Raw genomic sequence first — 24,907 nt, forward strand, 5'->3', positions numbered from 1 at the left:
CTAGTGCGCAAGGCCATTCCGGCGTCTTGGAAAGACGCGGCCTAGTGCTTGAGGATCGCCGCAATGGCGGCGCGAGCCTCGGCAACCGCCTCTTTCAGCGCCGCGAGGGCGTGGGGCCGGTTGTGGCCGGTTCGGACCGCGGTCTCCAGGCTGGCTGCGGCATCCGCGACCGCAAAGGCGCCGATTCCGCGCGCCGAGCCCTTGAGCTTGTGCGCGAGCGCACCGGTCTCGGCCGGCAGCGCCGTCATCGCCGCGAGCAGCCGGGCCGCCTGCTCGGCAAACATGGCGAGCACTTCCTGCTCCAGTTCGGCGTCGCCGAGCGTCATGCGGGAGAGGTGGTCGAGATCGAGCGGGCTGTCGATGGGCGCAAGCGGGGGCGAGGGCATCCAGTCCATCCGTTGCAATTCAGGCGTCATGGCGTAGGCCCCGGCATCGCGCGACGGTCCGCCGGTCCGGCGGTTCCTCTTACCGAAGCACGGAAATGGTTAACGAAGTGTTTGGGCCGTTTTACGCAAATCCGCCCGTTTATTGACGAAAAGTTGCCGCAATCGGCCGAGTCCGGTGGAGAATTTCATTTAGGCCTAAGGTGTTACGGCCCATTCCTGTTAACGATGATTAAGAATGTCTTAATCGCGGGCATTTCATTCGCGACGCTCTGCCAATAGGATGTTGCGGAAATTGGCGGACAAGCCATCCGGGTGGGGATGGCTCGGAGATCCGCGCAAGCGGCATATTCCGGTCTGTGGGCTTGCGTAGCGCGCAGGGCTCGCGGGGGGACGCGTAAAAGTAACGAGGGCTCGGACTGAACATGGCCAATACTCCCAAAAAGGTCAAAGACCCCACAGAAGTTGCGCTTTCTGCAATCCAGGAAGCCCTCAACATCAGCGATACGGCTGCCGATACCAGCCGCAACGCATCGATGCGCAACGAAACCGCGCCGCCGGTTGCGCCGCCCGCGCCTCCCGTGTTCGACGACCCGGCCTTCGAACCGCGGCCCGCTGCCAACGAGCGTGCCACCGTGTTCGACCCGATCGAGGAGCCGCGCAGCTCGCGGCGCGCCGCCAATGACGATCGCGAGACCATCGGCCAGCTGCTCCAGTCCCTGCAGACGGGCCGCCCCGCCCGCAACATCTACACCGGTGCGACCATCTTCACCGTGGTCTGGCTTGCCGCCTGTGCTGCGCTGACGGTCGGCTTCCTGCCCTCGATCCGGGCCGCCATGGGCGAGAGCGGCGGCGTGCTGGCCATCGCCGGCCTCGTCACGATGTTCTTCGCGCCGATCATGCTGTTCTACTTCCTCGCCAGCCTCGTCTGGCGCGGCCAGCAGATGAGCCAGGTTGCCCAGGCGATGGCGCAGGTTGCGATCCGCTTCTCCGAGCCCGAAGGTTCGGCCTCCGATTCCATGGTCACCGTCGGCCAGGCCATTCGCCGCGAAGTCGCGGCGATGGGCGATGGCATCGAGCGTGCGATCGCGCGCGCCGGCGAACTCGAGACGTTGGTCGCCAACGAGGTCGCAGCGCTCGAGCGCGCCTATTCCGACAACGAAGTACGGATCCGCGCCCTGCTCCAGGACATCGCGCATCAGCGCGACAATCTGGTCGGCCAGGCCGAGCAGGTCCGCAGCGCCATTTCCGGCGTGCAGATCGACCTGCGCCACGACATCGCGCTGATCTCGGACGCGATCGCCTCGCGCGTCGACGAGGTGGCGAAATCCATCACCGGCGCGCTGGAAGAGCGCGGCGCGCACATCACGGGCGCGCTGAGCCATGCCGGCGACAACATGATCCTGGCGCTCGGCGAGCGCGGCGGCGACCTGCTCGACCGCCTCGAGGAGGCCAGCGCCGAGACGACGCGCGCAGTGCTCGACGCCAGCGAGCGGCTGACCACCAGCCTCAACTTCAAAACCGGCCACGTCCACGACGAGTTCGTCGACCTCGCCGACCGTGTCCACGAGATGCTGAACGAGCGCATCGACCGCATCACCGGCGAGTTCGAGCAGCGTTCCGCCGCGATCGTCGACGGCATCTCCGAGCGCACCGAGCAGGTGCACGACAGCCTGAAGAACTCGTCGGACTCGCTGCTGCTCGAGCTCGAGCTGCGCTCCAACGACCTCTCCGCCAAGATCGACGACGCCGGCAACCGCCTCGCCGGCCATATCATGACCTCCGGCGACAAGGCGAGCGAAGCGCTCGACGCCACCGTCAACACCCTCGTTGCCAAGGTCGTCAGCCAGACCGAGACCGCGCACGATTCGCTGTCGCTGCAGATGAGCGCGTTCGACGAGCTGGTGAAGAACCAGGGCGCCGAGCTGGTCGAGAAGTTCGCCCGCGATTCCGGCACGCTGGGTGCCCTGATCACGCGCCATATTTCCGAATTCGACCGCACCGTGAAGACCTTCGGCGGCGAAATCGTCGAGCGGATGGGCCAGCGCACGCAGGATATCCATGAATCGCTGAAGACCTATGTCGACAATTTCGACACCCGCTTCACCTCGAACGGCGGCGCGATCACGGCCGTGCTCGACCAGCGCCTGGCGCAGTTCGAGACCACTATCGGCGAACGCGTGTCCAACTTCGACGCCTCGCTGAACGGCAAGATCGCCAGCCTCGACGGCACGATCGAGGGCCACATCAGGACCTTCGACGAGCAGCTCGGCGGCCGCGTCGGCGCGCTCGAGCAGTCGTTCGACGCCCGTGCGAAGTCCGTCACCGAGACCATCGATAACAGGCTCAACTCACTGTCCACGACGCTGACCGACGGTGCGACGCAAGCGATCCAGTCGATCGACTCGCGCCTGACCCATCTCACGACGACCCTCACCGGCGGTGCGGCGCAGGCCCTCGAATCCATCGATGGCCGCCTCACCCACCTCACGACGACGCTGACCGACGGCGCTTCGCAGACCATCCAGTCGATCGATACCCGCCTGACGCACCTCACCACGACGCTCACCGGCGGCGCCTCGCAGGCGCTCGAGTCCATCGACTCCCGCCTGACCTACCTGACGACCGCGCTGACGAATGGTGCCTCGCAGGCCGTGCAGTCGATCGACAACCGCCTCACTCTGCTGACCTCGACGCTCACGGACGGGACCGCGCAGGCGATCGAAGCGGTCGACCGCCGCATCACCAGCGTCTCTGAACTGATCGACGGCCGAAGCATGCACCTGACCGACACGGTCACGGCGCGCTTCCAGGACATCCAGCAGGCGATCGAGACCAAGGTCGGTGCGGTCGCGAGCGATATCGACGTGCGCGTGGCGCAGTTCGAAGACCTGCTCGGCTCGCGTGTCGAGGCCGTCGCCGGCCGCATCGAGAGCAGCGGCCGCCAGGCCAGCGAGGACATGATGTCCCGCGCCGAGATGATCTCGACCGCGATCCGCTCGCATGTCGAGGACGCCGAGCGCTCGCTCACCAACCTCGTGGTCAACACCAGCGAGACGATCCAGACCGGTGCGCGCACCGCCCAGCAATCGCTGATGACGGTCTCCTCCGACGTCAATGCCCAGCTCAAGATGACCTCCGCCGAGGTCGAGCGCGCGCTGACCGCAGTCGGCACGGGCGCTGCGAACTCCATCCTGACCAGCGCCCGAGAGGCGCAGTCGTCCCTGGTCGCGGCGTCGGGCGATGCCTCCAACCAGATCAAGGGCCTCGCCGCCGATGTCGAGCGCACGCTGTCCGCGGCCGGCTCGGCCACCGCGGCCTCGATCCTGGCCGGCGCCCGCGAGGTGCAGACCACGCTCGTCACCGCCTCCTCGGATGCGGCCAACCACGTCAAGACGCTCACCGCCGACGTGCAGCGCTCGCTGTCGCTGGCCGGCACCACCACGGCGGAATCGATCACCGCCGGCGCTCGCGACGCGCAGAGCACGCTGATCGCCGCTTCGACCGAGACCGCCAACCAGATCAAGGCGTTGTCCTCCGACGTGCAGCGCTCGCTCTCGATGGCGGGCACCGCGACGGCCGAGACCATCATGACGGGCGCGCGCGAGGCCCAGACCACGCTCGTCGCCGGATCGACCGATGCGGCAAACCAGGTCAAGGCTCTGACCGCCGACGTTCAGCGTTCGCTCTCCATGGCCGGCAGTTCGACGGCGGAGAGCATTCTGGCCGGCGCCCGCGAAGCTCAGAGCACGCTGGTGAATGCGTCCTCGGAGGCGGCAAGCCAGGTCAAGTCGCTCGCGGCCGAAGTGCACCGCTCGCTCTCGCAGGTCGGCCAGACCACCGCCGAGACGATCACGAGCAGCGCCCGCGACGCCCAAAACACCCTGCTCGCGGTCTCTGCCGAGCAGACCGGCCAGGTCCGCTCGCTCGCAGCCGAGATGCAGCGCGCGCTGGCGACCGCCGGCGGTGCCACCATCGAGGCGCTCACCAGCGGCGTACGCGAGGCCCAGGGCACGCTGATCTCCGCCTCGACCGACGCGGCGAGCCAGATCAAGTCGCTGACGACCGACATCGAGCGCACGCTGACCGCTGTCGGCGCCGATACCGCCTCGACCATCCTCAGCAGCGCCCGCGAGGCCCAGACCTCGCTGACCTCGACCTCGGCGGATGCCGCGAGCCAGATCCGCATGATCTCGACCGAGATCGAGCGGACGCTGAGCACGGCCACGTCGAACGCGACCAACGACATCCAGACCAGCGCGCTCAACGCGCAGAACGCGCTGATCTCCGCCTCCAACGAGGCGAGCTCGCGGGTCAAGTCGAGCTCGGCCGACGTCGAGCGCTCGGTGCTCGCCGCCTCGAGCAGCTTCGGCCAGGCCATGACCGGCAAGACCGACGAGATCGTCACCTACGTGCAGCAGCAGGCCGACCGTCTCGCGAACATGATCGATGCCAAGCGCGGCTCGCTCGTGGATGCGATCGGCTCCAAGACCAGCCAGCTCACGCTCGACATCGACCGCGTCACCTCCGACGCGCTGAAGTCGATCGAGACGCGCGGCCACGCCTTCTCGCAGACCATGATGGGCAACGGCAACGAAGTCGCCCGCACCATCAACGCGGCGAGCGAGGTCGCGACCAGCGCGGTCGGCCGGTCGCTCAAGGACCTCGAGGCGGCCTCGCGCGCTGCGATCGACCAGTCGCGCCAGGTCTCGATCGCGGCCGTCACCGAGATGCAGGAGACCAGCAAGATCCTGCGCACCGACACGGTCGCCCTGTTCGAGCGTCTGCGCGAAGGCAACATCCTGCTCCAGGAGGTGCTGACCGGTGCGCACGACAACCTCAACTCGCTCGAGCGGGCGCTGGTGACGCGCGTTGCCGACTTCGTCTCGGCGATGAACGACGTCACCTCGCGCAACGGAGCTGCGACGCAGAACCTGGAAGACCAGCTCAACGTGTTCAACAGCAAGACCACGAAGGCGCTGCAGGATCTCGGCGAGCTGTCGACCCAGTTCGACGCACACGGCAAGGCGCTGGTCGATGCCGCCCAGGTGGTCGAGCAGAGCAACAAGAACACCACCGCCTCGCTCGCTGAACGCAAGGCGGCGCTGGAATCGCTCGTCACCACCATCGACCTGCGCACCGCCGATCTCGACCAGCGCCTGTCGCGCTTCACCGGGCTGCTCGATGAATCGCTCGCTGCGGCCGAAGAGCGTGCCCGCGACATCGCCCGCGTGGTCGCCGAGACCGCCGGCGCAGGGTCGGCCGCGATCACCCGCCAGTTCGAGGCGGTGCGGTCGGCGTCCGAAGAGGAGCACCGCCAGACCATCGAGGCCATGCACGACATCTACCGCCAGACCACGGACGAGGCGGATGCGATGTTCAAGCAGTCGACCGAGAAGTTCGGCAACCTCGTCGCCAGCATGAAGCAGATGGCGTTCGAGATGCACAACGAGCTCGAAGCCACCCGCAACGAGCTGCGCCGCGGCGTGCTCGAGATGCCGCAGGAGGCCGCCGAGAGCACCGCGCAGATGCGCAAGGTGATCGTCGACCAGATCGAGGCGCTCGCCGAGCTCAACCGCATCGTGGCCCAGCACGGCCGCGGCCTCGACGTCACCACGACGGGCCGCGCCTCCGTCGCCGTCCAGCGCCAGGAAGAGCCGGTGATGGCAAGCGTCGGCGGTCGTGGCACCGAGACCCGCATGCGCGACACCGGCAGCGCCTCGACGCTGCCGCCGCCGGACCTCGGCATGCCGGCTCCCTCGCGCCGGACCGAGGCGCCGCCGGTTGCTCCTGGCGGCAACGATCAGGGCCGCGACGGCTGGCTGTCGGACCTGCTCAACCGCACGGACGCCAACCAGGGCGCACCGACTGGTCGCGAGGCTCCGCGTCGTCAGGCCGCCGCGCCGCAGCCTCAGGCCCCGCAAGGGAGCAGCAATCCGCTGGAATCGCTGACGCTCGACATCGGCCGGCTCATGGACCGCAACCTCGCCGCCGAGATGTGGGACCGCTACCAGCGCGGCGAGAACAAGGCCTTCACCAAGCGCCTTTACACGCCCGCCGGCCAGAAGGCTTTTGACGAGGTCGCCCGCAAATATCGGGCCGATCGCAACTTCAAGGGCACGGTCGACCGCTACGTCGCCGAATTCGAGCGCCTGCTCGACGAAGTCGCCCGCGACGGCCGCGGCCCGCAGGAGCTGCGCAGCCACCTAACCTCGGAAACAGGCCTGGTCTACACCCTGCTCGCGCATGCGGCGGGCCGGTTGGGGTAAACCGCAAGAATAGCACTAAGAAAGCGGAGGCCTCACGGCCTCCGTTTTTGTTTCGAGGCAACGCGTTTGATAGGCAATTGACGATGGTCTTCATTCTCTCGGACGACGGCCGCGACGAGAAATACCCTGCCGTTAAACTCGCGTTCGAGCGCTACGAAACCTATGTTGCGAACAACAAGTCGGCCTTTCCGCCGCGGGCTTACGAGCTCGCAACGTCCGACTGGTTCTACAACCCGCGAGACCACCGTTGCCCACACGACGCTTGGCTCGAGTCGCTGCAGATATTGGAGAAACCCAACGCTCAGCCGCGCCAGCGATCCTGCTCAATCGCGCTTCGTTTACTCGGCGCGTTCCACGATGGACACATCGAGATTGCGTATCCGACGGTGTACGCCTACTCGCTTCAGGAGCTTTCGCCGAATGCGCCGTCCCACGGCGATTGGCGCTACGACGAGTTTCGAGTTTCAGATCGCGGCCACTTGGTTCATGAGATCGAGTGGGCCTATGGCGCTCAGTGCAAGGCATTCGTATGGGTCATTGAGGCCGACGATATCGATTTCCGGTGGATACCGAAGGAGTGATCGTAGCCCGCATGGAAGCGCAGCGGAATGCGGGACAGGTCCCGGATTGCGCTGCGCTCCATCCGGGCTACGACGCCGGCGCAATCCAGTCGACCTCCACAGAGACAGTTGCCGCTGCGGCGCTTCTCTTCCTTCTCCCTCCCCTTGCGGGAGAAGGAAGAGAAGCGCCGGATGAGGGGTTGCATCCTCATATTCAACTGAGAGAGATGAGCGGGTCGAGAGAGACCCCTCATCCGGCGCGCTACGCGCGCCACCTTCTCCCACAAGGGGAGAAGGGAAGAAGACGCCCTACTGCCGCCTGCGCTCGGGCGCGGGCCCGGGCTTCGGCGGCTCGGGCGGCGGGGCGGCGGCTGGGGCGCTGTTGCTGGCGCCGAACAGCACGCGGGTCGGGTTGCGGTCGAAATTGTTCACGGCGCGGCTGATGTCGCCGAGCGTGCGGCGTCCGTCCGTCATCAGCGCGCCGGAGCGCTTGTCGAAATCCTCGGCGAGCTCGCGGATCGACTTCACCGTCTGGAACAATTCGCCGCCATCCTTGCCGCCGGCGAGCGTGTTGAGCCCGAGCATGAGGTTGTCGGCCTTGAGCATGACGCCGTCGACCTTGGCCATCACGCCGTCGATCTTCTCGGAGTTGCGTGCGAGCGAGCTCGTGAAGGTCTCGAGGTTCTTGAGCGACTTCTTCACCGACTCCTGATTGTCGGCGACGATCTTGTTGATGTTCTGCAGCGTGCCACGGATCGCCTCGGTGACGTCCTGGAGCTTGTTCGGATCGGCCGTCAGCGTCGGGATGCCGTCCTCGTCGAGCGGCGGCGGTGGCGCGGCCTCGTCGCCGCCCTTGAGCGAGATCGCAGCGACGCCGGTGAGGCCCTGGAATTCGAGGCCGACCAGGGTGTCCTTGCGCAGCGGCGTGTTGTTCTCGACCATGGCGAGTGCGACAACCCGCCGCGGATTGTCGAGCTTCACCGAGACCACCTCACCGACCCGGATACCGTTGAAGTTGACGCTGCCGCCGTTGCGCAGGCCCGCCGCCGGACCCTCGAACACGACGCGGAACGGGCTGCGCTGCTTGGTGGTGTGCCGCGACTGGAACCACAACACGAAGCCGATCGCCGCCGCGATCACCGCCAGCGTGAAGGATCCGATCAATAGGTAACTCGCCCGCGTTTCCATCAGCTGCTCCGGCACCTCAAGTCACGACCGCGCGGGCGCGCTTGCCATGGAAATACTGCCTCAGCCAGGGATGCTGCGAGGCCTGCATGTCGGCGATCGACCCTGCCGCAATGATCTTACCGTTCCCTAAAACGGCGATGCGATCGCAAGCGGTGTAAAGGCTGTCGAGGTCGTGGGTTACCATGAAAACGGTCAGCCCCAAAGTCCGCTGCAGCGTCCGGACCAGGTCGTCGAAGTCGCCGGCGCCGATCGGATCGAGGCCGGAGGTCGGCTCGTCCAGGAAGACGAGGTCGGGATCGAGCGACAGCGCGCGCGCCAGTGCGACGCGCTTGATCATGCCGCCGGAGAGTTCCGAAGGGAAACGCTCGGCCACCTCGGGCTTGAGGCCGACCATCGCGAGCTTGGCCATGGTGATCTCGTCCATCAGCCGCTGCGACACGCGAAGATATTCGCGCATCGGAAACTGGATGTTCTGCCTGACCGTGAGCGAGGAGAACAGCGCGCCCTGCTGGAACAGCACGCCCCAGCGCCGCTCGACATTGCGACGCTGCGACGAGTTGGAGGAATCGAGATCGACGCCGAACACCTCGATCGAGCCGGCGACCTTCGGCACGAGGCCGATGATGGTTCGCGTCAGCACCGATTTGCCCGCGCCGGAGGGGCCGACAAATCCCAGGATCTCGCCGCGCTTGACGTCGAGGTCGAGGCCGTCGAGCACGCGTGTGCTGCCGAACTGCACGGTGATGTCGCGCACGCGGATGATGGGATCTTGGATCGCGCCTTGAGCTTCTTGTGCCATCGTCACATCCCGATCGAGGCGAAGAAGATGGCGAAGACGCCGTCCATCACGATGACGAAGAAGATGCCCTTCACCACCGATGCGGTGGTGTGCTGCCCGAGGGATTCCGCGCTGCCCTGCACCGCGAGCCCCTCGACGCAGGCAACGATGCCGATCACCGCGGCCATGACCGGTGCCTTGACCATGCCGACGATGAAATGATCGATCGAGATGGCGTCGCGCAGGCGCAGCAGAAACGCCTCGGGATCGACGCCGCCATAAAGCCAGGCGACGAGGCCGCCGCCATAGAGCGCGGCCATGGCGCCGAGGAAGGCGAGGATCGGCAGCGCCAGCACCAGCGCCAGCATGCGCGGCAGCACCAGCACCTCGATCGGGTCGAAGCCCATGGTCCGCAGCGCGTCGATCTCCTCGCGCATCTTCATCGAGCCGAGCTCGGCGGTATAGGCGCTGCCGGAGCGGCCGGCGACCATGATCGCGACGAGCAGCACGCCGATCTCGCGCAGCACCAGTACGCCGAGCATGTCGACGACGAAGATGTCGGCGCCGAAGCGACGGAAATGGAAGATGCCCTGTTGCGAGATGATGCAGCCGATCAGGAAGGTGATCAGCACGATGATCGGCACCGCGCGCCAGCAGACCTGCTCCATGTGATGCACGGTCGAAGTCAGGCGGAACGAGCGCGGATGGATCAGCACATGCGCGACCGCGGCAAGCACCGCGCCGAGCATGTCGACCAGGCCCGCGACGGTGCCGCCGAGGCCGGCGACCGTGCGACCGATCTGCTCCAGCATGCCGCTGATGGTGATCGTGGAGGTTTCGACCACCGGGGTCGCGCTGACCCGGCGCACCTCGTCGACGAGGCTCGAATAGTTCGCCGACAACCCTGCGATCTGCGCCTCGACCGTCCCCTTGGTCAGGCTGCGGCGCAGCCGCTCGATCAGCCAGGCGCCAAAGGTATCGAGCTTGGCGACCTCGGAAACGTCGATGAAGATGTTTTGGGGGCCGCCGGCAAGCTTCTCGGCGTCGGCCACCATCCGCTCCAGAGCCGGCGCGAAGCTCGCGGTCCAGGTTCCGGTGGCGCAGAGAGCCAGCGCGTTGCCTTTGGCAATCCGTTCCAGCTTCGGATCGCCGCTCAAAGTATCCACTCCTGTACGACCAGGGCGGAGGAAATCAGAGTATTGCGCACACGCCCGTACCCAGAAAAGGTATCCCCAACTGGTTAATGTTAGTTGCTAGAGGTAACCAGCAGGTTCAGATTTCGCCAGAGTTCAAAATGACTTCCAGCAAAGTTCCTGTCCTCGCCGCCCGAATCGAGCGGTTTCCCATCGCCGGTAGTTTCACCATCAGCCGGGGTGCCAAGACCGAGGCCGTGACCGTTGTGGCCGAACTGAGCCGGAACGGCCTCACCGGACGCGGCGAATGCGTGCCCTATCCTCGCTATGGCGAGACGCCCGAGGCGACGCTCGCCGCGATCCTGACCATGCAGGAAGCGGTCCGGGGCGGCCTCGACCGGCAGGCCCTCCAGGCCGCGATGAAACCCGGCGCGGCCCGCAATGCCCTGGATTGCGCTTTCATCGATCTTGAAGCCAAGCAGGCCGGGGTGCGGGCCTGGAACCTGCTGGACCGCCCCTCGCCGGGGATGCGCACCACCGCCTTCACGATTTCGTTGGGCACCCCCGAGGCGATGGCGGCGGCGACCGCCAGGGCGGCGCACCGGCCCCTGCTCAAGATCAAGCTTGGCGGCGATGGCGATCCCGAGCGGATCGCGGCCATCCGCAAGGCCGCCCCTGAATCGGAGCTGGTGGTCGACGCCAACGAGGCGTGGACGCCAACCAATCTGGAGGCCAATCTCGCGGCCTGCGCCGACGTCGGCGTCACGCTGGTCGAGCAGCCCCTGCCCGCAGGTCGGGACGATGCGCTCGCAATGATCAAGCGGCCGGTTGCGGTCTGTGCCGACGAGAGCGTGCACACGCGCGAAACCCTCGCCTCGCTCCGCGGCCGCTACGACGCCGTCAACATCAAGCTCGACAAATCAGGCGGGCTCACCGAGGCGCTCGCCATGGCCGATGCCGCGCAGGCGCTCGGCTTCGAGATCATGATCGGCTGCATGGTCGCGACCTCGCTCTCGATGGCCCCCGCCATGCTGGTGACGCCGCAGGCGCGGTTCGTCGATCTCGACGGGCCCCTGCTGCTCGCGCGCGATCGCGACCACGGGCTTCGCTACGACGAGAGCCTGATCTATCCGCCCGACGCCTCGCTGTGGGGATGAGCCGTCAGCCGATGCCGCGCCGACCAGATCAGGACAGCGCCGGCAGCCGCCATCGCCGCCATGACGTAATACAGGCTGTCGCCGATGCGGGCGTAGATCGCGCCTGAGGCGATCGAGGTCGCGGCGCCCAACAATCCGCTGCATGCGGCGTAATAGCCCTGGCCGCGCGCGATCTGATGCGAGGGGACGCGCTGCACCAGCAGGGTCATGGTGCCGACCATGGTCATTCCGAAAGTGAGGCCGTGGCCGAGCTGCGCGATTGCGAGCAGCGCCAGCGGCGGCTCGTTCGCCGTGACGATCCAGCGCAGCATCGCGCTGAGCCCTCCGATTGCCATCAGCGACGAGGGATGCAGCGAGAAGCGCGGCGACAGCGCGAACACGACGATCTCGGCGATCACACCCAGCGTCCACAGGCCCGCGATCGTCAGCCCGCCAAGGCCCTGCAGCTGCCAGTTGATGGCGGAGAAGGTGTAATAGGCGACGTGGCTGCCCTGGATCAGCGCCGCCGAGGCGATCACCGCCCAGAAGCCCGCATCGCGCAGCAGCGCCTTGCCCGCATGCGCCTCCGTCGTCCTGCGCCTGACATCGTCGAGCGGCCGAAGCAGCAGGCTGGCAAGCACCGCTATCACGGCCCATGCGACGATGATCCAGATCAGGTCGCGCGCCGCGATGATATCGACGAGATAGCCGCAGGCGAGCGAGCCCGCGGCGAAGGCCGCCGAGCCCCACAGCCGCAAGGGTCCGTAGTCGAGCGCGTAGCGCGCGACGCCGCGCAGCGCATAGGCATCGGTCAGCGGCGTCGTCGGCGTCCACATGATGCAGGTGAGCGCATAGATCAGGAACAGGGCCAGCGGCTGCTGCTGCAGGCCAAGGGTCGCAAAGCCGATCGCGGTGGCCAGCACCGAGATCATCATGCCGGCGCGAATCGCCTGCCGCTTTTCGGCAAGGGCGGTGATCTGCGGCAGCGTCGTGAAGCGCGTCAGCGCCGGCAGCGCATTGATGAGGCCGATCCAGGAGGCGTCGATGCCGATCGCCTTCAGCCACACCGGAAAGAACGGCAGATGCGTCCCTGAGACCGCGAACACGGCCGAATAGAACAGCGCCAGGCTCACGGCGAATCGCCGCTTGACCGATGCTGGTGTGGGGATTTGTGATTCGGCTGCCATCAAACCAATTGCGATTCGGTCGATATCGTGGTGATCGTTACAGTAACGCGCACTGATTTGCGCGACGAGATTGTCATGGCCAACGAAGCATTCGCCCTCTCGCCCATGTCTGCCCGCGCGGCCGAGCCGAACGAGCAGGATTACGACGCGATCCGCGAAGCCTTCATGGAAACCGCGCGCGGCCGCTGGTTCCTCGGCGAATACGCCAAGCGTAACCGCAATGCCGACACCCGCATGGTGCTCGACGCGGTCGCGAAAATCGAAGAAACCCTTGCGGCGCAGCGACAACCTGTCGTCGAGGATCGTCTGCCCGAAGCGTTGGTCGCGATCCGCCGGGCGGTCGAGGACGCGGAAAGCGCCGCGGCCAAGGCCTTCGATCCCGCTGCGATCGAGGCGACCCTCGCACCGATCCCTCGCGGCGTGCGCATCATCAAGGAGATCTCCTGGCGCTGGCGCGAGATCGGCGCCGACGGGCGAATCTGCGACCTGATTGATTCGCAGCTCGCCTCGATCGAGGCGGCCTGCGCGCAAGTTTCAACCATCGACCCACGCGGCGACCTCAAGGCCGCCTTCGACCTGCTCAAGGACCGGGTCGAGCAGACTGACGCCAGTGGCGGCGTGGCGCCGCAAGCCGCCGCGCAGCCCGCGCCAGTTCCGGTGCAGCCGACGCCGACGGTCGCGGAAACGCCCATTGCCGAAGCACCCGCCGCGATGGCGAGCGAAGCTCCCGTGGCTTTTACGGAGACGCCGCAGGAGATCGCGCCGGCTCCCGAGCCAGTCGTCGAGGCGAGCGGCCTCGCCGAAGCCGCGATGGACATCGCCATCGAGCCCGAGACCACCGAAAGCGACGTCGCGGCCCACGAGAGTCTTGCTGCGGTCGAGGACAGCCTCGCCACCCCCGCAGCCTTCGCCGAGATCTCCGACGAGTTCTCGCTCGATGCTGCCGCGGAAGCCGAGGACGAAGCCATTCTCGACGCCATCGCGCTGGAGATGGGCGCCCCCGATCCGGAGTTCGACGCGATCGTCGAACCCATGGAGATGGAAGCGCCGGTTCTTGAGCCGATGCCGGAGCCAGTGGCCGCAGCGGTGGCGGCGCCCGTCGCCTTCGAGGCACCGGTCGCGCCGCACGTTGAAGAGCCTGAGGTCGAGGAGCCGGTGACCGAGGCGCCGATTGCGATGGAATCGCTCGCGCGCCTCACCGAGGCCATCGCGGAGGCCGCCGCTGAAGTGATGGAGCAGCCGGCGCCCGCCATGGCGGCCGCGACGATGTCAGCCGCCGCCCCCAGCGCAGCGTTGCCGATGCCGTCTCCCCTGCCCGAGCCCTCGCTCGGCGCCACCATCCTCGCCAGCGGCATCGTGCAAAAGCCCCGCCCCGCCGCCAACGACGGCCTCGCCCCGATCCGCCGCATGACCCAGGCCGAGAAGATCGCATTCTTCTCGTAAGGGCGGTCACGCGCACGACTGCGTAGGGTGGGCAAAGCGCAAGCGTGCCCACCACCTGTCTCCGAACGCAACGGATGGTGGGCACGGCGCTTCGCGCCTTTGCCCACCCTACGCTTCCAAGCACTTGGCGAATAGCTGAGACGGGCGTGACCTAGATCACGCCCTCTCGAGGGTGACCGCAATCACGGACCGCGGGTTCGAACGCGACCTAGTCTCCTCGCAACCAATCTCGCATCGAGATGAGTGCCAAAGGAGCACGCCATGTTCCGCCTGAAATCCACCCTGATGATCACGGGCCTGCTCGGAAGCCTGTTCGGCTTCGCCTGTGGCCCGGTGTCCGCGCAGGTCGCCCCCGTCGAACCCGCCCCGACCGCATTGCAAGGCCCGGAGCAGCGGGTGGCGCTGGTGATCGGCAATTCGAACTACAAGAATGCGCCGCAGCTCGCCAATCCCGACAACGACGCGCAGTCGATGGCGCAATTCCTCAATTCGGCTGGCTTCGAGGTGATCTCGGCCACCGATGTCGGCCAGAACGACATGCTGCGCGTGGTGCAGGATTTCTCGGCCAAAGTGTCGGCGCGCGGCCCGAACACGGTGGCGATGGTCTATTACGCCGGTCACGGCGTGCAGCTCGCCGGCGAGAACTATCTCGTTCCCGTCGATGCCAAGGTCTCGAACCAGACCGAGCTCGTCAACGATTCTGTTCGCCTCGTCGACGTGATGTCGACGCTGGAGACGATTCCGAGCCGGATGCGCATCGTCATTCTCGATGCCTGCCGCAACAACCCGTTCCCGAACGTGAACGACGCGGGCCGCGGCCTTGCCATCGTCGACGCGCCGAACGGCTCGATCGTCGGCTATTCGACCGCGCCGGGCGCCGAAGCGCTCGACGGCACCAATGGTCACAGCCCCTACACGCAGGCGTTCCTGAATATCGCGCGGCAGCCCAACGTGCCGATCGAGCAGCTATTCAAACGCGTGCGCCTCGAAGTGAACCAGACCACCAGCGGCGCGCAAGTCCCCTGGGAGAGCTCCTCGCTCACCTCCGACTTCACCTTCTTCGGCGACACGGCCGTTGCCGCCAACCGCGCGCCGGTGAATACGCCTGTGGTGCAGATGGCCTCCAACCTGCCGAGCCGTTCGGCGCGCCAGGCCTATGACTACGTGTTGTCCGAGGGCAGGCCCGAATATTATCAGGAGTTCGTCGCGATGTATCCGCACGACCCGCTGTGCGATCACATCCGCTGGCTGCTTGCCAATCTCCTGATCACGCAGGCCTGGCACCAGGCGGTGCTCGCGAACTCGCCAATCGCCTACAAGGCCTTCTACGACAGCTACGGCAACAGCCCCTATGCGCAGATCGCCCATAAGCTCGAGGCGCAGCCGAAGCTGATCCCCCTGATGCAGGCGACGAAGTTTTTGGCCCCGCAGAACATTGCCCCGACGCTCAAGATCGGCAATCTCGGCCAGCCCAAATACATGCCGCTGATCCAGCATGGCCAGCAAAGCAATGGTGGCTCACCGATGAACGCCAACCTTCCGGTCGTGCAGAAGCCGGTCGACAGCACCGTCAGCAAGATCGTCACTTTGCCCGCACCGACCAACACCACGACGAACAATGGCGGCATCGGCAAGATCGTGACGCTGCCGGCAACCAACACCGCGCAGAACAACGGCAACAACAATGCCGGCACGGGCAAGGTCGTGAGCATGCCTGTGAGCGTCGGCAAGGGAGGCTCGACCGTCGATGCCAAGCCGGTCGTTCAGACGCAGAGCAACCCGATCCGCATCAACAACGGCGTGAAGCTGAACAACACCCCGGTGAACAAGGTGCAGGTCCAGAACAACGTCCAGAACAACCGGCCGCAGTTCAACACCGTCGTCAGGACCAGCAATGGCGGCGGCAACAACTTCCGCCAGTCGATGAACCAGTCACAGGGCATGGGCGGCGGCAATCACCGCAGCTTCATGCACTGATTGCGGCAAGCGACGAACGACGAAGGGGCAGAGCGGAACCGCTCTGCCCCTTTGTCGTCACTGAGTGCGATGGCCGACGCCGGCCCCCCGGAAGTCGCATGAAAGCATTGACACCACGCGCACCGCCGTCATCCTGAGGTGCGAGTGGCGCGATGCAAGGCATCGCGCCGGGAGCCTCGAAGGATGATGTTGTGGGCATCTATGTCTACATGCTGCGATGCGCGGACGGTTCTTTCTATATCGGGAGCGCCACCGGCGAGGACACGTTCCAGCGGGTGGACCAGCACAATGCTGGCGCCTATCCGGGATATACCCATTCGCGGCGACCGGTCGTCCTGGTGTGGTCCGAGCATTTCGACCGGATCACAGACGGCATCGCTGCAGAGCGGCAGCTCAAGGGCTGGAGCCGGGCGAAGAAGGAGGCGCTCATTCGGTCGGATTGGAAGGCTGTGAGCCACTTTGCGCAGCGGCGCGCGGGAGCGCCTAGATCGAAGAAGTAAATGTGGGTGTGACGGGCAGACGGGCCGTTCATCCTTCGAGGCTCTCCACGCGGCGCGTTGCGCCGCGTGTTTCGCACCTCAGGATGACGGGTTCGAGAGGTACACACCCTTTATCTCGGACGATCGGTCTTCTTGCCCAATTTAAGAGTCCAGCCCTCTGCGCCTCGCACCAGCTCTGCCTCCTGATCGTAGGACGTCTTGCCGTTGATCCACGCCTTCAGCCTGATGTGCGTATCATCTTTCCAGGTCGTGAGTTCCCAATTCTCGTATTGCTTGGCCTGATAGTTGAATTCCAATTCTGGCGGGTCCGTTCGCATCGACCATACAGCGATGTCGTACTTGCGTTCGCAAGCGTCGCTGTCATCGATTGACAGCAGGTACCTGCCATTCGGCGACAACACCGGCATTGCGGACATGACGGTTTCGCGGCCGGTCCGCCGACTGACAAACAGATAGTCGCCGCACTCGTAAAGCCCCTTCTCGACCAAATAAAACTGGCTCTGCGGAAAATAGCGCAGCATTCTGAAGACGAGACATTTGGAGGCGTCGACATTCTCGCCGTCGCAGGCTGCGGAATTGCCGATGTAAGCCTTCGACGTTCCACCATCGAGATTGAGGATCAAGGTATCGCCTTTGCGCTCGAACAAACCCTTCAGCTTGGCTTGGCACGTAGCATCCTCGACTGCAAGACCGTCCTTGAAATCGCACACGATGGGTGATTGAGCCGGAGCGGCTTGTCCCAGGCACGAGCTTGTCAAAAACAGTGTGGCAAGAACAGAGAGCAGAATATGTGATTTCGCGAACATACCGGCACTCGGCGAGGTTGCTGACTTGAACATTGCAGCGTCCTACGCGACGTGCACTATCCTAGTCCAGAGCGACACTGCGCTGCCCTGCTCTATGTCAGAAATTCACGCCACCAGCTCGGCGAACAAATCCGCGTCGACATTGCCGCCTGAAAGCACGATGACGACGTTCTTGCCGGCAGCATCAAGACGGCCCGCCAGCAGCGCGGCAAGACCGACCGCGCCGCCGGGCTCAACAACGAGCTTCAGCTCGTGATAGGCGAAGGCGACAGCCGCACCGACTTCCTTGTCCGATGCGGTGACGCCGCGCGCGAGCAGCTTGCTGTTGATCGCGAACGTCATCTCGCCCGGGATCAGGGCCATCAGCGCATCGCAGATGGTGCGGCCCGCGGGCGGATGCGGCTCGCGATGGCCTGCGGTCAGCGACAGGCCGTGATCGTCGAATGCCTCGGGCTCGGCCACCACGATTTGCGCTTGCGGATAGCGCGCCTTCACGGCCGTGGCGACGCCCGCGATCAGGCCGCCGCCGGAGGCCGGCGCCACCACGATATCAGGCGACAGGCCGAGCATCGCCATGTCTTCCGCGATCTCGCGGCCGGCGGTGCCCTGGCCCGCGATCACGAACGGATCGTCATAAGGCCTGACCAGCGTCGCGCCGCGCTTCTCGGCGATGCCGCGCGAGATGGCTTCGCGATCGTCGTTGTAGCGGTCGTACAGCACGACCTCGGCGCCATAGGATTTGGTGCGCTCGCGCTTCGACAGCGGCGCGTCCGCCGGCATCACGATGGTGGCCTGCATGTCCAAGATCTTGGCCGCCGCCGCCACGCCCTGGGCATGGTTGCCGGACGAGAACGCGACGACGCCGCCGGCGCGCTTGTCCTGCGGGATCGAGAACACCTTGTTGAAGGCGCCGCGGAACTTAAAGGAGCCGGTGCGCTGGAGCATCTCCGGCTTCAGGAACACCTTTGCGCCGACGCGCTCATTGAGCACGGGAAAGGACAACAGCGGGGTGCGGACGGCGAAGGGCGCGAGCACGCGCGCTGCGGCGTCGATATCGGCGGGGCCGATCGGAAGGGGCTGTTCGGACATGGCGCGATGTTATCGCGGCTGGTGAGCCCCGGGCAAGACACCTCCGCGAGGGTTTTACACCCTAGGCCACGAAGCGCGGCTGTTCCGCCCCGTCCCGGCCCGGCAGCACCGCGCCGACCGCGCGAATGCTGTCGATGAACGCCCGGGCCGAGGCTTCCCAGGTATAGGCGGCGGCGAATTCGACGCAGGCCTGCCTGGAAATGTCGAGCGCCGCGAAACAGGCGTTGCGCAGATCGTGATCGAGCGCGCCGACCGGCGCATCGCCGATGACGTCGCGCGGCCCCTTCACCGGGAAGGCCGCGACCGGCAGGCCGCTCGCCAGCGCCTCGAGCAGGACGAGGCCGAACGTATCGGTCTTGCTCGGAAACACGAAGACGTCGGCGGCGGCATAAAGGTCGGCCAGCTCCTCGCCGTGCTTTTCCCCGAGGAAGATCGCCTCAGGATAGGCCGCTTCCAGTGCGTTGCGCGCCGGCCCATCGCCGACGATCACCTTGGTGCCGGGCAAATCGAGGTCGAGGAATGCTTCGAGGTTCTTCTCCACCGCGACGCGGCCGACCGAGAGGAACACCGGCGCCGGCAGGCAGAGGTCGACCGCACGGGGGTGGAACAGATGCGTGTCGACGCCGCGCGGCCACAGCACGACATTGTCGAAGCCGCGCTCGCCGAGCTCCCGGGCCAGCGCCGGCGTCGCCGCCATCACCGCCCGGCTCGGGCTGTGGAAGCGGCGCAGCGCCCGCCAGATCAGCGAGCCCGGAACCGGCACGCGGGCGCGGACATATTCGGGAAAGCGGGTGTGGAAACTGGTCGTGAACGGCAGCTTGCGCTGGCGGCAATAGCGGCGGACCATCAGGCCGATCGGCCCTTCGGTCGCGATGTGGATGCTGTCGGGGCGCGCTTCCTCGATCAGTCTTGCAATGCGCGCCGGGCGCGGCATCGCCAGCCGCACGTCGCGATAGCTCGGCATCGCGAAGGTACGGAACGATTGCGGCGTCAGAAACGTGAACTCGACACCAAGACCCTCCAATTGAAGACCTTTTGCGGCGTCAGCAAGCTTGGTCAGCGTCCGAACCACACCGTTGACTTGCGGGTGCCAGGCGTCGGTCGCGACCAGGATGCGCATCAAGCAGCTCTCGTCAGGCAGCTCTGGCTGCCACTTGCGGAACTTGCGCCGGCTTATGCAGCTGATCCGCCCAGGTGATGATCTCGAACTGGCCGTCGTCGTGCTCGACGATCGCGGTGCAGCTCTCGACCCAGTCGCCACAGTTCATGTAGCGGATGCCGGCCTCGTCCCGGATCACGGCGTAGTGGATGTGCCCGCAGATCACGCCGTCGGCGTCATGGCGGCGCGCCTCGGCGGCGAGCGCCTCCTCGAATGCGCCGATATAGTTGACGGCCTTCTTCACCTTCTGCTTGGCCCATTGCGACAGCGACCAGTAGCGCACGCCGAACATGCGGCGGAAGAAATTGACCAGGCGGTTCATCTGGATCGCGAAGTCGTAAGCCCGGTCGCCGAGATGGGCGAGCCAGCGCGCATTCTGCACTACGAGGTCGAAGATATCGCCGTGGATGACGAGATAGCGCTTGCCGTCCGCGCCGGTATGGACGGCGTTCTCGACGACGTCGATGCCGCCGAAATGCGTGCCGTAATATTTCCGCAGGAACTCGTCGTGATTGCCGGGCACGTAGATGACCTTGGCACCCTTGCGCGCCTTGCGCAGCAGCTTTTGCACCAGGTCGTTATGCGATTGCGGCCAGTGCCAGCTCGATTTCAGCGCCCAGCCATCGATGATGTCGCCAACGAGATAGATCGTGTCGGCATCATGGTAGCGCAGGAAGTCCAACAACAGGTCAGCTTGCGAACCACGGGCTCCGAGATGGACGTCGGAGATGAACAACGTGCGAAAGCGCCGCTCAGGGCTCTCGTCACTCACATCGTAACTTCCCATGCGACAGCCTGTAACAATGTCCCGTGACAGGGGGATGACGATTGAACCTTTGAGGCACCCTCAGATACGAATCAGACCTTGCCTCGCCCTCCCCGCGAATATCAGCCGCATGCGACAATCAGGCGACATGGATAGCGATGCGCCTCCGTGAAAGTCCGGGCTAGCGCGGTGGAAGAGGCCCAAATCCGACGTGATGCAAGCCGCGAACAGGCGGGTTATTTTCCGGAAGCGACCACCGCCCGAACAACCAGCGCGATGCGTTCGCTGCGCACATTGGGCCTTATTCGGCCCGAACGTTCGAGTTCGGCCAGCCCATGGAGCGCCGCCCAAAACGCCTCGGTTGCAACGGCTACATCGGCGCAAAACGGCGTCACGACCGCCGCGAGGGCTTCGAACCCCGCCCTTAGTTCCGGCTTGGTCTCGGCCGAGGCGAAGCGCAGATCCGTCGGAAGGATAAACATGGCCTGATAGAGCGCCGGGTTATGGAGCGCGAAGTCGAGATAGGCCGTCGCGACATTCTTGACGGCGTTTCGTCCAGTCGACCCGTTCGCCGCGTCCCGAAGAGCGACTGCGATCTCCCGAAAACCTTCCAGCGCAACCGCGCTGACAATCGCATCCCTGTTTTCGAAATGCGAATAGAGCACGGGCTGGCTGTGTTCGATCTCGTCGGCAAGCCGACGGATCGTCACGGCGCTCCACCCCTCACGCTCCGCGATCACGCGCGCGGCCGCGATGATGCGACGTTCGCGCTCGGCGCGCTGCCTGTCTTTCCGCTCCGCGATCCCCAACCTTCGATCTCCCACCTCAGGACAGTCGAAATCTATATCGGCGCTTGACGATCTAGCAATGCTAGATTATGTAGTCTAGCAACGCTAGATTATCTCAGATCGGTAGGATGGATCTCATGCACTGGCTTCCGCTTGGAACGGCACTGCTTCTGGCTTTCGGGATTATTGCGATCGGAATCCAATATGTCGTGAGCCCGAGGGCCGCGACACGCAGTTTCGGCCTGCCACTGCCTGAAGACGGCACCAACACCGACTGGTGGCTCCGCCTCAAGGGCGTTCGCGACATCACGGCAGGATTGACCGTTTTGGCATTCATCGCCTGGGGTGTCCCCCGCGGCGTCGGCATCATCCTGTTTGTCGAAACCGCCATCCCCATCGGGGACATGCTGGTCGTGCTTGGCGGCAAGGGGTCTGCAAGAAGCGCGCTCGGCATTCACGGCCTCACAGCGGCCATCATGGTTCTGGCAGCCATCCCCCTGATGATGGATGTGCCGTAGGATCGCCCGCGCTGTTTCAGTCTGCCTGCTCGTTGCCGGATTCTCTGGCTCAGACCGATGTTCCAGGCCCGCGATCCGAAGCTGCGTCAGTAAAACTTGTGGAAATGATGGACCGGGCCATGGCCGCGACCGACGCTGAAGCGGTCGGCGGCTGCGATCGCCGCGCTGATCCAGTCCTTGGCGTTGCGTACGGCCGTTTCGAGATCCTCGCCCTTGGCGAGGCCCGCCGCCACCGCCGAGGACAACGAGCAGCCGGTGCCATGGGTGTTGCGGGTCGCGACGCGCGGCGCGGCGAGCACGATCGTTTGGTCGGCACCGACGAGATAATCGATACTCTCGCTGCCCTCGCCGTGCCCGCCCTTGATCAGGACCGCGCGGCAGCCAAGCCCGAGCAGACGGCGCCCCTGGCTTTCGATCTCGGCCTCGCTGCGCGCGACCGGCGCGTCGAGCAACGCCGCCGCCTCCGGCAGATTCGGCGTGATCACCGAGGCGAGCGGCATCAGCTTCGTGCGCAAGGCATCGACGGCCTCCGCGGCCAGCAGCCGGTCGCCGGAGGTTGCGACCATCACGGGATCGAGCACGACACACGCGGGCTTCCAGCGCGACAGCGCAGCAACGATCGCATCGATGCTGCCAGCCTGCGCGACCATGCCGATCTTCACCGCCCCGACATCGAGATCGGAGAACACCGCATCGATCTGCGCGGTGACGAAATCGGCAGGCACCGCGTGAATGCCGGTGACGCCTTTGGTGTTCTGCGCCGTCAGCGCCGTGATCGCGGACGCACCGTACACGCCGAGCGCGGCAAAGGTCTTCAGGTCGGCCTGAATGCCGGCGCCGCCGCTCGAATCCGAGCCGGCAATGGTGAGCGCCACGGGCGTGCTCATTGCGGGATACGCTCGCTCGAAAAAGGCTCGCTCGAAGAAGGCTCGCTCGAAGAAGACATGGCCCTGTCCTAGCGCGCCGGCGGAGCCCCAGCAAGCCGGCGAATCAGGCGAAGCCGGCACTGCCGGGCATTGTCGTCCCGCAAGCGTGCATATCCTTCGAAAATATGACCACGGCATCGCCCGGCCTTGGCGCCCGGGCGCGTGAATGACACGTTAGCGGGAGGATTCGTCTAGCGACGCTAAATTGCAGGCTGCCTCGGCCCGCAATCTTCTCGGGAAGAGATCATGTGGGCCTATTTCGAACGTCTCCTCGACACCTCGATGTTCTCACCGCACGGCATCTGCCTGCTGTGGGAACCTGAGCTGATTTGGCTCCACGTCGTCTCCGACGCCTGCATTGCGCTCGCCTATTTCTCGATTCCCTTTGCGCTCGCGATCCTCGTCACCAAACGGCGCGACCTCAAATTCGGTTGGGTCTTTTGGGCCTTCGCGATTTTCATCATGGCTTGCGGCCTGACCCATGTGCTGTCGATCTTCACACTCTGGGTGCCGATCTATGGCATCGAGGGGCTGGTCAAGGCGGCGACCGCGCTCGCTTCGATCTTCACCGCGGCCGCGCTCTGGCCGCTGCTGCCGAAAATTCTGACCATCCCCTCCCCGTTCGAACTGCAAAAGGTCCAGGCCGCGTTGGAGGAGGAGGAGATCAAGACCCGCGATGCAACGCTGCTGCTCAAACAGGTCGGAGAGGCGCAGCGCGCGATGCGCGAAAGCGTGACGCGGCTCACCGCGGTCGTCGAGACCGCCGTCGACGGCGTCATCCTGTTCGACGCGCAGAACCGCATCCTGCTGTTCAACCCGGCCTGCGAGCGGTTGTTCGGCTACCAGGCCAGGGAGGTGATGAACCGCAACGTCAGGGTGCTGATCCCCGGCGATGCCGGCACCGGGCCCGACGGCCGCGGCCCGGATTTCACGACCGGCGGCGAGACGATCGGGTTGCGCAAGGACGGGTCCACCTTTCCGATGGACCTGTCGGTCGGCCAAGCCATGCAGGACGGCGAATTGATCTTCGTCGGCATCATTCACGATCTGACCGCGCGCAAGCTGACCGAGCAACAGCTCCAGCAGGCGCAGAAAATGGAGACGGTCGGCCAGCTCTCCGGCGGCATCGCACATGACTTCAACAACCTGTTGACCGTGATCATCGGCAACGCCGAGCATCTCAGCGAGCAGCTCAAGACCCGGCCCGATCTCAGGCAATTCGCCGACGACATCTGCCAATCCGGCGAACGCGGCGCGGAGCTGACGCAGCGGCTGCTCGCTTTCAGTCGCCGCCAGTTGCTGCAGCCGCAGACGATCGATTGCCGCGAGCTGATCGAGTCTATGCTCAAGCTGTTCAAGCGCACCTTGCGCGAGAACATCGAGATCCGCGCCAGTTTCGGATCCGGGACGATCCAGGCCTTTGCCGACCGCTCACAGCTCGAATCGGCCGTACTGAACCTGGCGCTCAATGCGCAGGACGCGATGCCGTCAGGAGGACATCTGACGCTGAGCACTGAGCTCGCCGCGCTCGACGAGGACTATCGCGCCCTGCACCCCGAGGTCGCCTCCGGCGCCTACGCGCTGATTTCAGTCACCGATGACGGCGAGGGCATGACGCCAGAGGTCATCGAGCACGCCTTCGAGCCGTTCTTCACCACCAAGGAGGTCGGCAAGGGGTCAGGCCTCGGGCTCAGCATGGTCTATGGCTTTGCCAAGCAATCCGACGGCCATGTCTCGATCTATAGCGAGCGGGGCCTGGGGACCACCGTCCGGATCTACCTGCCGCGCGCCGGCGGCGGACAATCGCCGAACGTGCTGGACAGCGACGACGACGTGCCGCGCGGCCATGAGACCATCCTGATCGCGGAGGACGATCCGTTCGTGCGCTCCTCGGTGATCCAGCGGGTGGAGGCGCTCGGCTATCGCGTGGTCGCCGCCGTCAACGGCAAGGAGGCCTTGCAGCGGCTGCGTGCCGACCCCGGCATCGACATGCTGTTCACCGATATCGTCATGCCCGGCGGGATGAGCGGCTGGGAGCTTGCCGATCAAGCCCGGCATATCCGGCCCGGCCTGCCGGTGCTGTTCACCTCGGGCTATGCGCTGGAGACCCTGGTCGAGCAGGGCCGTACGCATGCGCAGGCCGTGGTCCTGACCAAGCCCTATCGCAAGGCCGAGCTCGCCCAGCGGCTCCGGGACGCCTTCGCCGCCGCGACCGTGGCTTCGTAGAGCGCCTGCTGGCCTCTGGCGGCCAGCCAGCCCGCTTGCTAAATCGCGCCGGCTTTGGCCTATTAGCCGGCAAAG

The 24,907-nt window shown here is 65.5% G+C and carries 19 protein-coding genes; 8 read left to right on the plus strand and 11 right to left on the minus strand.

The features are described 5' to 3' along the window. Positions 1 to 41: 41 nt before the first annotated feature. Complete coding sequence (locus tag G8O24_RS08695; RefSeq protein WP_188098369.1) at positions 42 to 416, minus strand: Hpt domain-containing protein; 375 nt, start codon at positions 414 to 416, stop codon at positions 42 to 44. Positions 417 to 808: 392 nt separating this feature from the next. Between G8O24_RS08695 and G8O24_RS08700 the strand changes: the two genes are divergently transcribed. Then, on the plus strand, positions 809 to 6,652 hold the full coding sequence (locus G8O24_RS08700) for an apolipoprotein A-IV repeat region-like domain-containing protein (RefSeq protein ID WP_188098371.1): 5,844 nt from the start codon (positions 809 to 811) through the stop codon (positions 6,650 to 6,652). A gap of 83 nt (positions 6,653 to 6,735) precedes the next feature. Beyond that, entirely contained in the window at positions 6,736 to 7,233 is a 498-nt protein-coding gene (locus G8O24_RS08705; protein WP_188098373.1) for a hypothetical protein, read from the plus strand. Between the two features lie 288 nt (positions 7,234 to 7,521). Here the strand turns inward: G8O24_RS08705 and G8O24_RS08710 are convergent, their stop codons facing one another. The 3 genes from G8O24_RS08710 to G8O24_RS08720 are packed head-to-tail and all read right to left on the minus strand — an operon-like array spanning position 7,522 to position 10,335. After that, on the minus strand, positions 7,522 to 8,400 hold the full coding sequence (locus G8O24_RS08710; RefSeq protein ID WP_188098375.1) for an MlaD family protein: 879 nt from the start codon (positions 8,398 to 8,400) through the stop codon (positions 7,522 to 7,524). A 16-nt stretch (positions 8,401 to 8,416) separates the two neighbouring features. Continuing rightward, positions 8,417 to 9,199, minus strand: a complete 783-nt coding sequence (locus G8O24_RS08715) for an ABC transporter ATP-binding protein (protein WP_188098377.1) — start codon at positions 9,197 to 9,199, stop codon at positions 8,417 to 8,419. Positions 9,200 to 9,201: 2 nt separating this feature from the next. Further along, complete coding sequence (locus G8O24_RS08720; protein WP_188098379.1) at positions 9,202 to 10,335, minus strand: MlaE family ABC transporter permease; 1,134 nt, start codon at positions 10,333 to 10,335, stop codon at positions 9,202 to 9,204. A 137-nt stretch (positions 10,336 to 10,472) separates the two neighbouring features. Between G8O24_RS08720 and dgcA the strand changes: the two genes are divergently transcribed. Next, positions 10,473 to 11,468, plus strand: coding sequence for an N-acetyl-D-Glu racemase DgcA (gene dgcA, locus G8O24_RS08725; protein WP_188098381.1), 996 nt, complete (start codon positions 10,473 to 10,475; stop codon positions 11,466 to 11,468). On the opposite strand, the gene G8O24_RS08730 is transcribed toward dgcA, so the two are convergent. Further along, positions 11,438 to 12,634: an MFS transporter gene (locus G8O24_RS08730; RefSeq protein WP_188098383.1), complete on the minus strand. Its 1,197-nt coding sequence runs from the start codon at positions 12,632 to 12,634 to the stop codon at positions 11,438 to 11,440. The two genes, dgcA and G8O24_RS08730, sit on opposite strands and share 31 nt — an antisense overlap. Before the next feature lie 75 nt (positions 12,635 to 12,709). Between G8O24_RS08730 and G8O24_RS08735 the strand changes: the two genes are divergently transcribed. From G8O24_RS08735 to G8O24_RS08745, 3 genes are all read left to right on the plus strand, one after another. Continuing rightward, positions 12,710 to 14,077: a hypothetical protein gene (locus tag G8O24_RS08735; protein ID WP_188098385.1), complete on the plus strand. Its 1,368-nt coding sequence runs from the start codon at positions 12,710 to 12,712 to the stop codon at positions 14,075 to 14,077. 261 nt (positions 14,078 to 14,338) lie between these two features. Further along, the gene (locus G8O24_RS08740; RefSeq protein ID WP_188098386.1) at positions 14,339 to 16,054 is read left to right on the plus strand and encodes a caspase family protein; all 1,716 of its coding nucleotides are present in this window, start codon (positions 14,339 to 14,341) and stop codon (positions 16,052 to 16,054) included. Between the two features lie 191 nt (positions 16,055 to 16,245). Then, positions 16,246 to 16,554 carry a GIY-YIG nuclease family protein gene (locus G8O24_RS08745; RefSeq protein WP_188098569.1) on the plus strand — a complete coding sequence of 103 codons (309 nt, stop codon included), beginning with the start codon at positions 16,246 to 16,248 and terminating at the stop codon, positions 16,552 to 16,554. Positions 16,555 to 16,664: 110 nt separating this feature from the next. On the opposite strand, the gene G8O24_RS08750 is transcribed toward G8O24_RS08745, so the two are convergent. The 5 genes from G8O24_RS08750 to G8O24_RS08770 all read right to left on the minus strand — a co-directional run bounded on the left by G8O24_RS08750 (position 16,665) and on the right by G8O24_RS08770 (position 21,183). Next, a complete protein-coding gene (locus tag G8O24_RS08750; protein WP_188098388.1) occupies positions 16,665 to 17,393 on the minus strand; it encodes a hypothetical protein in 729 nt (242 codons plus the stop codon). Between the two features lie 72 nt (positions 17,394 to 17,465). Further along, on the minus strand, positions 17,466 to 18,449 hold the full coding sequence (locus G8O24_RS08755) for a threonine/serine dehydratase family protein (protein WP_188098390.1): 984 nt from the start codon (positions 18,447 to 18,449) through the stop codon (positions 17,466 to 17,468). A gap of 61 nt (positions 18,450 to 18,510) precedes the next feature. After that, a complete protein-coding gene (locus G8O24_RS08760) occupies positions 18,511 to 19,569 on the minus strand; it encodes a glycosyltransferase family 4 protein (protein ID WP_188098391.1) in 1,059 nt (352 codons plus the stop codon). 13 nt (positions 19,570 to 19,582) lie between these two features. Continuing rightward, the gene (locus G8O24_RS08765) at positions 19,583 to 20,395 is read right to left on the minus strand and encodes a UDP-2,3-diacylglucosamine diphosphatase (protein ID WP_188098393.1); all 813 of its coding nucleotides are present in this window, start codon (positions 20,393 to 20,395) and stop codon (positions 19,583 to 19,585) included. A 215-nt stretch (positions 20,396 to 20,610) separates the two neighbouring features. Next, positions 20,611 to 21,183, minus strand: coding sequence for a TetR/AcrR family transcriptional regulator (locus G8O24_RS08770; RefSeq protein WP_188098394.1), 573 nt, complete (start codon positions 21,181 to 21,183; stop codon positions 20,611 to 20,613). Between the two features lie 116 nt (positions 21,184 to 21,299). Here G8O24_RS08770 and G8O24_RS08775 point away from each other — a divergent pair, with 116 nt between their 5' ends. Further along, positions 21,300 to 21,680, plus strand: coding sequence for a DUF4267 domain-containing protein (locus G8O24_RS08775; protein WP_188098395.1), 381 nt, complete (start codon positions 21,300 to 21,302; stop codon positions 21,678 to 21,680). A gap of 86 nt (positions 21,681 to 21,766) precedes the next feature. Here the strand turns inward: G8O24_RS08775 and thiD are convergent, their stop codons facing one another. Continuing rightward, a complete protein-coding gene (gene thiD / locus G8O24_RS08780; RefSeq protein ID WP_188098397.1) occupies positions 21,767 to 22,567 on the minus strand; it encodes a bifunctional hydroxymethylpyrimidine kinase/phosphomethylpyrimidine kinase in 801 nt (266 codons plus the stop codon). 285 nt (positions 22,568 to 22,852) lie between these two features. Between thiD and G8O24_RS08785 the strand changes: the two genes are divergently transcribed. Next, on the plus strand, positions 22,853 to 24,832 hold the full coding sequence (locus G8O24_RS08785; RefSeq protein WP_188098398.1) for a PAS domain S-box protein: 1,980 nt from the start codon (positions 22,853 to 22,855) through the stop codon (positions 24,830 to 24,832). Positions 24,833 to 24,907 lie beyond the last annotated feature (75 nt).

The sequence above is a fragment of the Bradyrhizobium campsiandrae genome, assembly GCF_014529705.1.
Lineage (GTDB): Bacteria > Pseudomonadota > Alphaproteobacteria > Rhizobiales > Xanthobacteraceae > Bradyrhizobium > Bradyrhizobium campsiandrae.

Bases quoted from the DNA above. Each gene is read 5' to 3' on its own strand.
- G8O24_RS08705 (WP_188098373.1), top strand. From the start codon at position 6,736: ATGGTCTTCATTCTCTCGGACGACGGCCGCGACGAGAAATACCCTGCC.
- G8O24_RS08785 (WP_188098398.1), top strand. From the start codon at position 22,853: ATGTGGGCCTATTTCGAACGTCTCCTCGACACCTCGATGTTCTCACCG.
- G8O24_RS08740 (WP_188098386.1), top strand. From the start codon at position 14,339: ATGTTCCGCCTGAAATCCACCCTGATGATCACGGGCCTGCTCGGAAGC.
- dgcA (WP_188098381.1), top strand. From the start codon at position 10,473: ATGACTTCCAGCAAAGTTCCTGTCCTCGCCGCCCGAATCGAGCGGTTT.
- G8O24_RS08695 (WP_188098369.1), bottom strand. From the start codon at position 416: ATGACGCCTGAATTGCAACGGATGGACTGGATGCCCTCGCCCCCGCTT.
- G8O24_RS08750 (WP_188098388.1), bottom strand. From the start codon at position 17,393: ATGTTCAAGTCAGCAACCTCGCCGAGTGCCGGTATGTTCGCGAAATCA.
- G8O24_RS08710 (WP_188098375.1), bottom strand. From the start codon at position 8,400: ATGGAAACGCGGGCGAGTTACCTATTGATCGGATCCTTCACGCTGGCG.
- thiD (WP_188098397.1), bottom strand. From the start codon at position 22,567: ATGAGCACGCCCGTGGCGCTCACCATTGCCGGCTCGGATTCGAGCGGC.
- G8O24_RS08760 (WP_188098391.1), bottom strand. From the start codon at position 19,569: ATGCGCATCCTGGTCGCGACCGACGCCTGGCACCCGCAAGTCAACGGT.
- G8O24_RS08730 (WP_188098383.1), bottom strand. From the start codon at position 12,634: ATGGCAGCCGAATCACAAATCCCCACACCAGCATCGGTCAAGCGGCGA.
- G8O24_RS08700 (WP_188098371.1), top strand. From the start codon at position 809: ATGGCCAATACTCCCAAAAAGGTCAAAGACCCCACAGAAGTTGCGCTT.
- G8O24_RS08755 (WP_188098390.1), bottom strand. From the start codon at position 18,449: ATGTCCGAACAGCCCCTTCCGATCGGCCCCGCCGATATCGACGCCGCA.
- G8O24_RS08775 (WP_188098395.1), top strand. From the start codon at position 21,300: ATGCACTGGCTTCCGCTTGGAACGGCACTGCTTCTGGCTTTCGGGATT.
- G8O24_RS08735 (WP_188098385.1), top strand. From the start codon at position 12,710: ATGGCCAACGAAGCATTCGCCCTCTCGCCCATGTCTGCCCGCGCGGCC.
- G8O24_RS08765 (WP_188098393.1), bottom strand. From the start codon at position 20,395: ATGGGAAGTTACGATGTGAGTGACGAGAGCCCTGAGCGGCGCTTTCGC.
- G8O24_RS08715 (WP_188098377.1), bottom strand. From the start codon at position 9,199: ATGGCACAAGAAGCTCAAGGCGCGATCCAAGATCCCATCATCCGCGTG.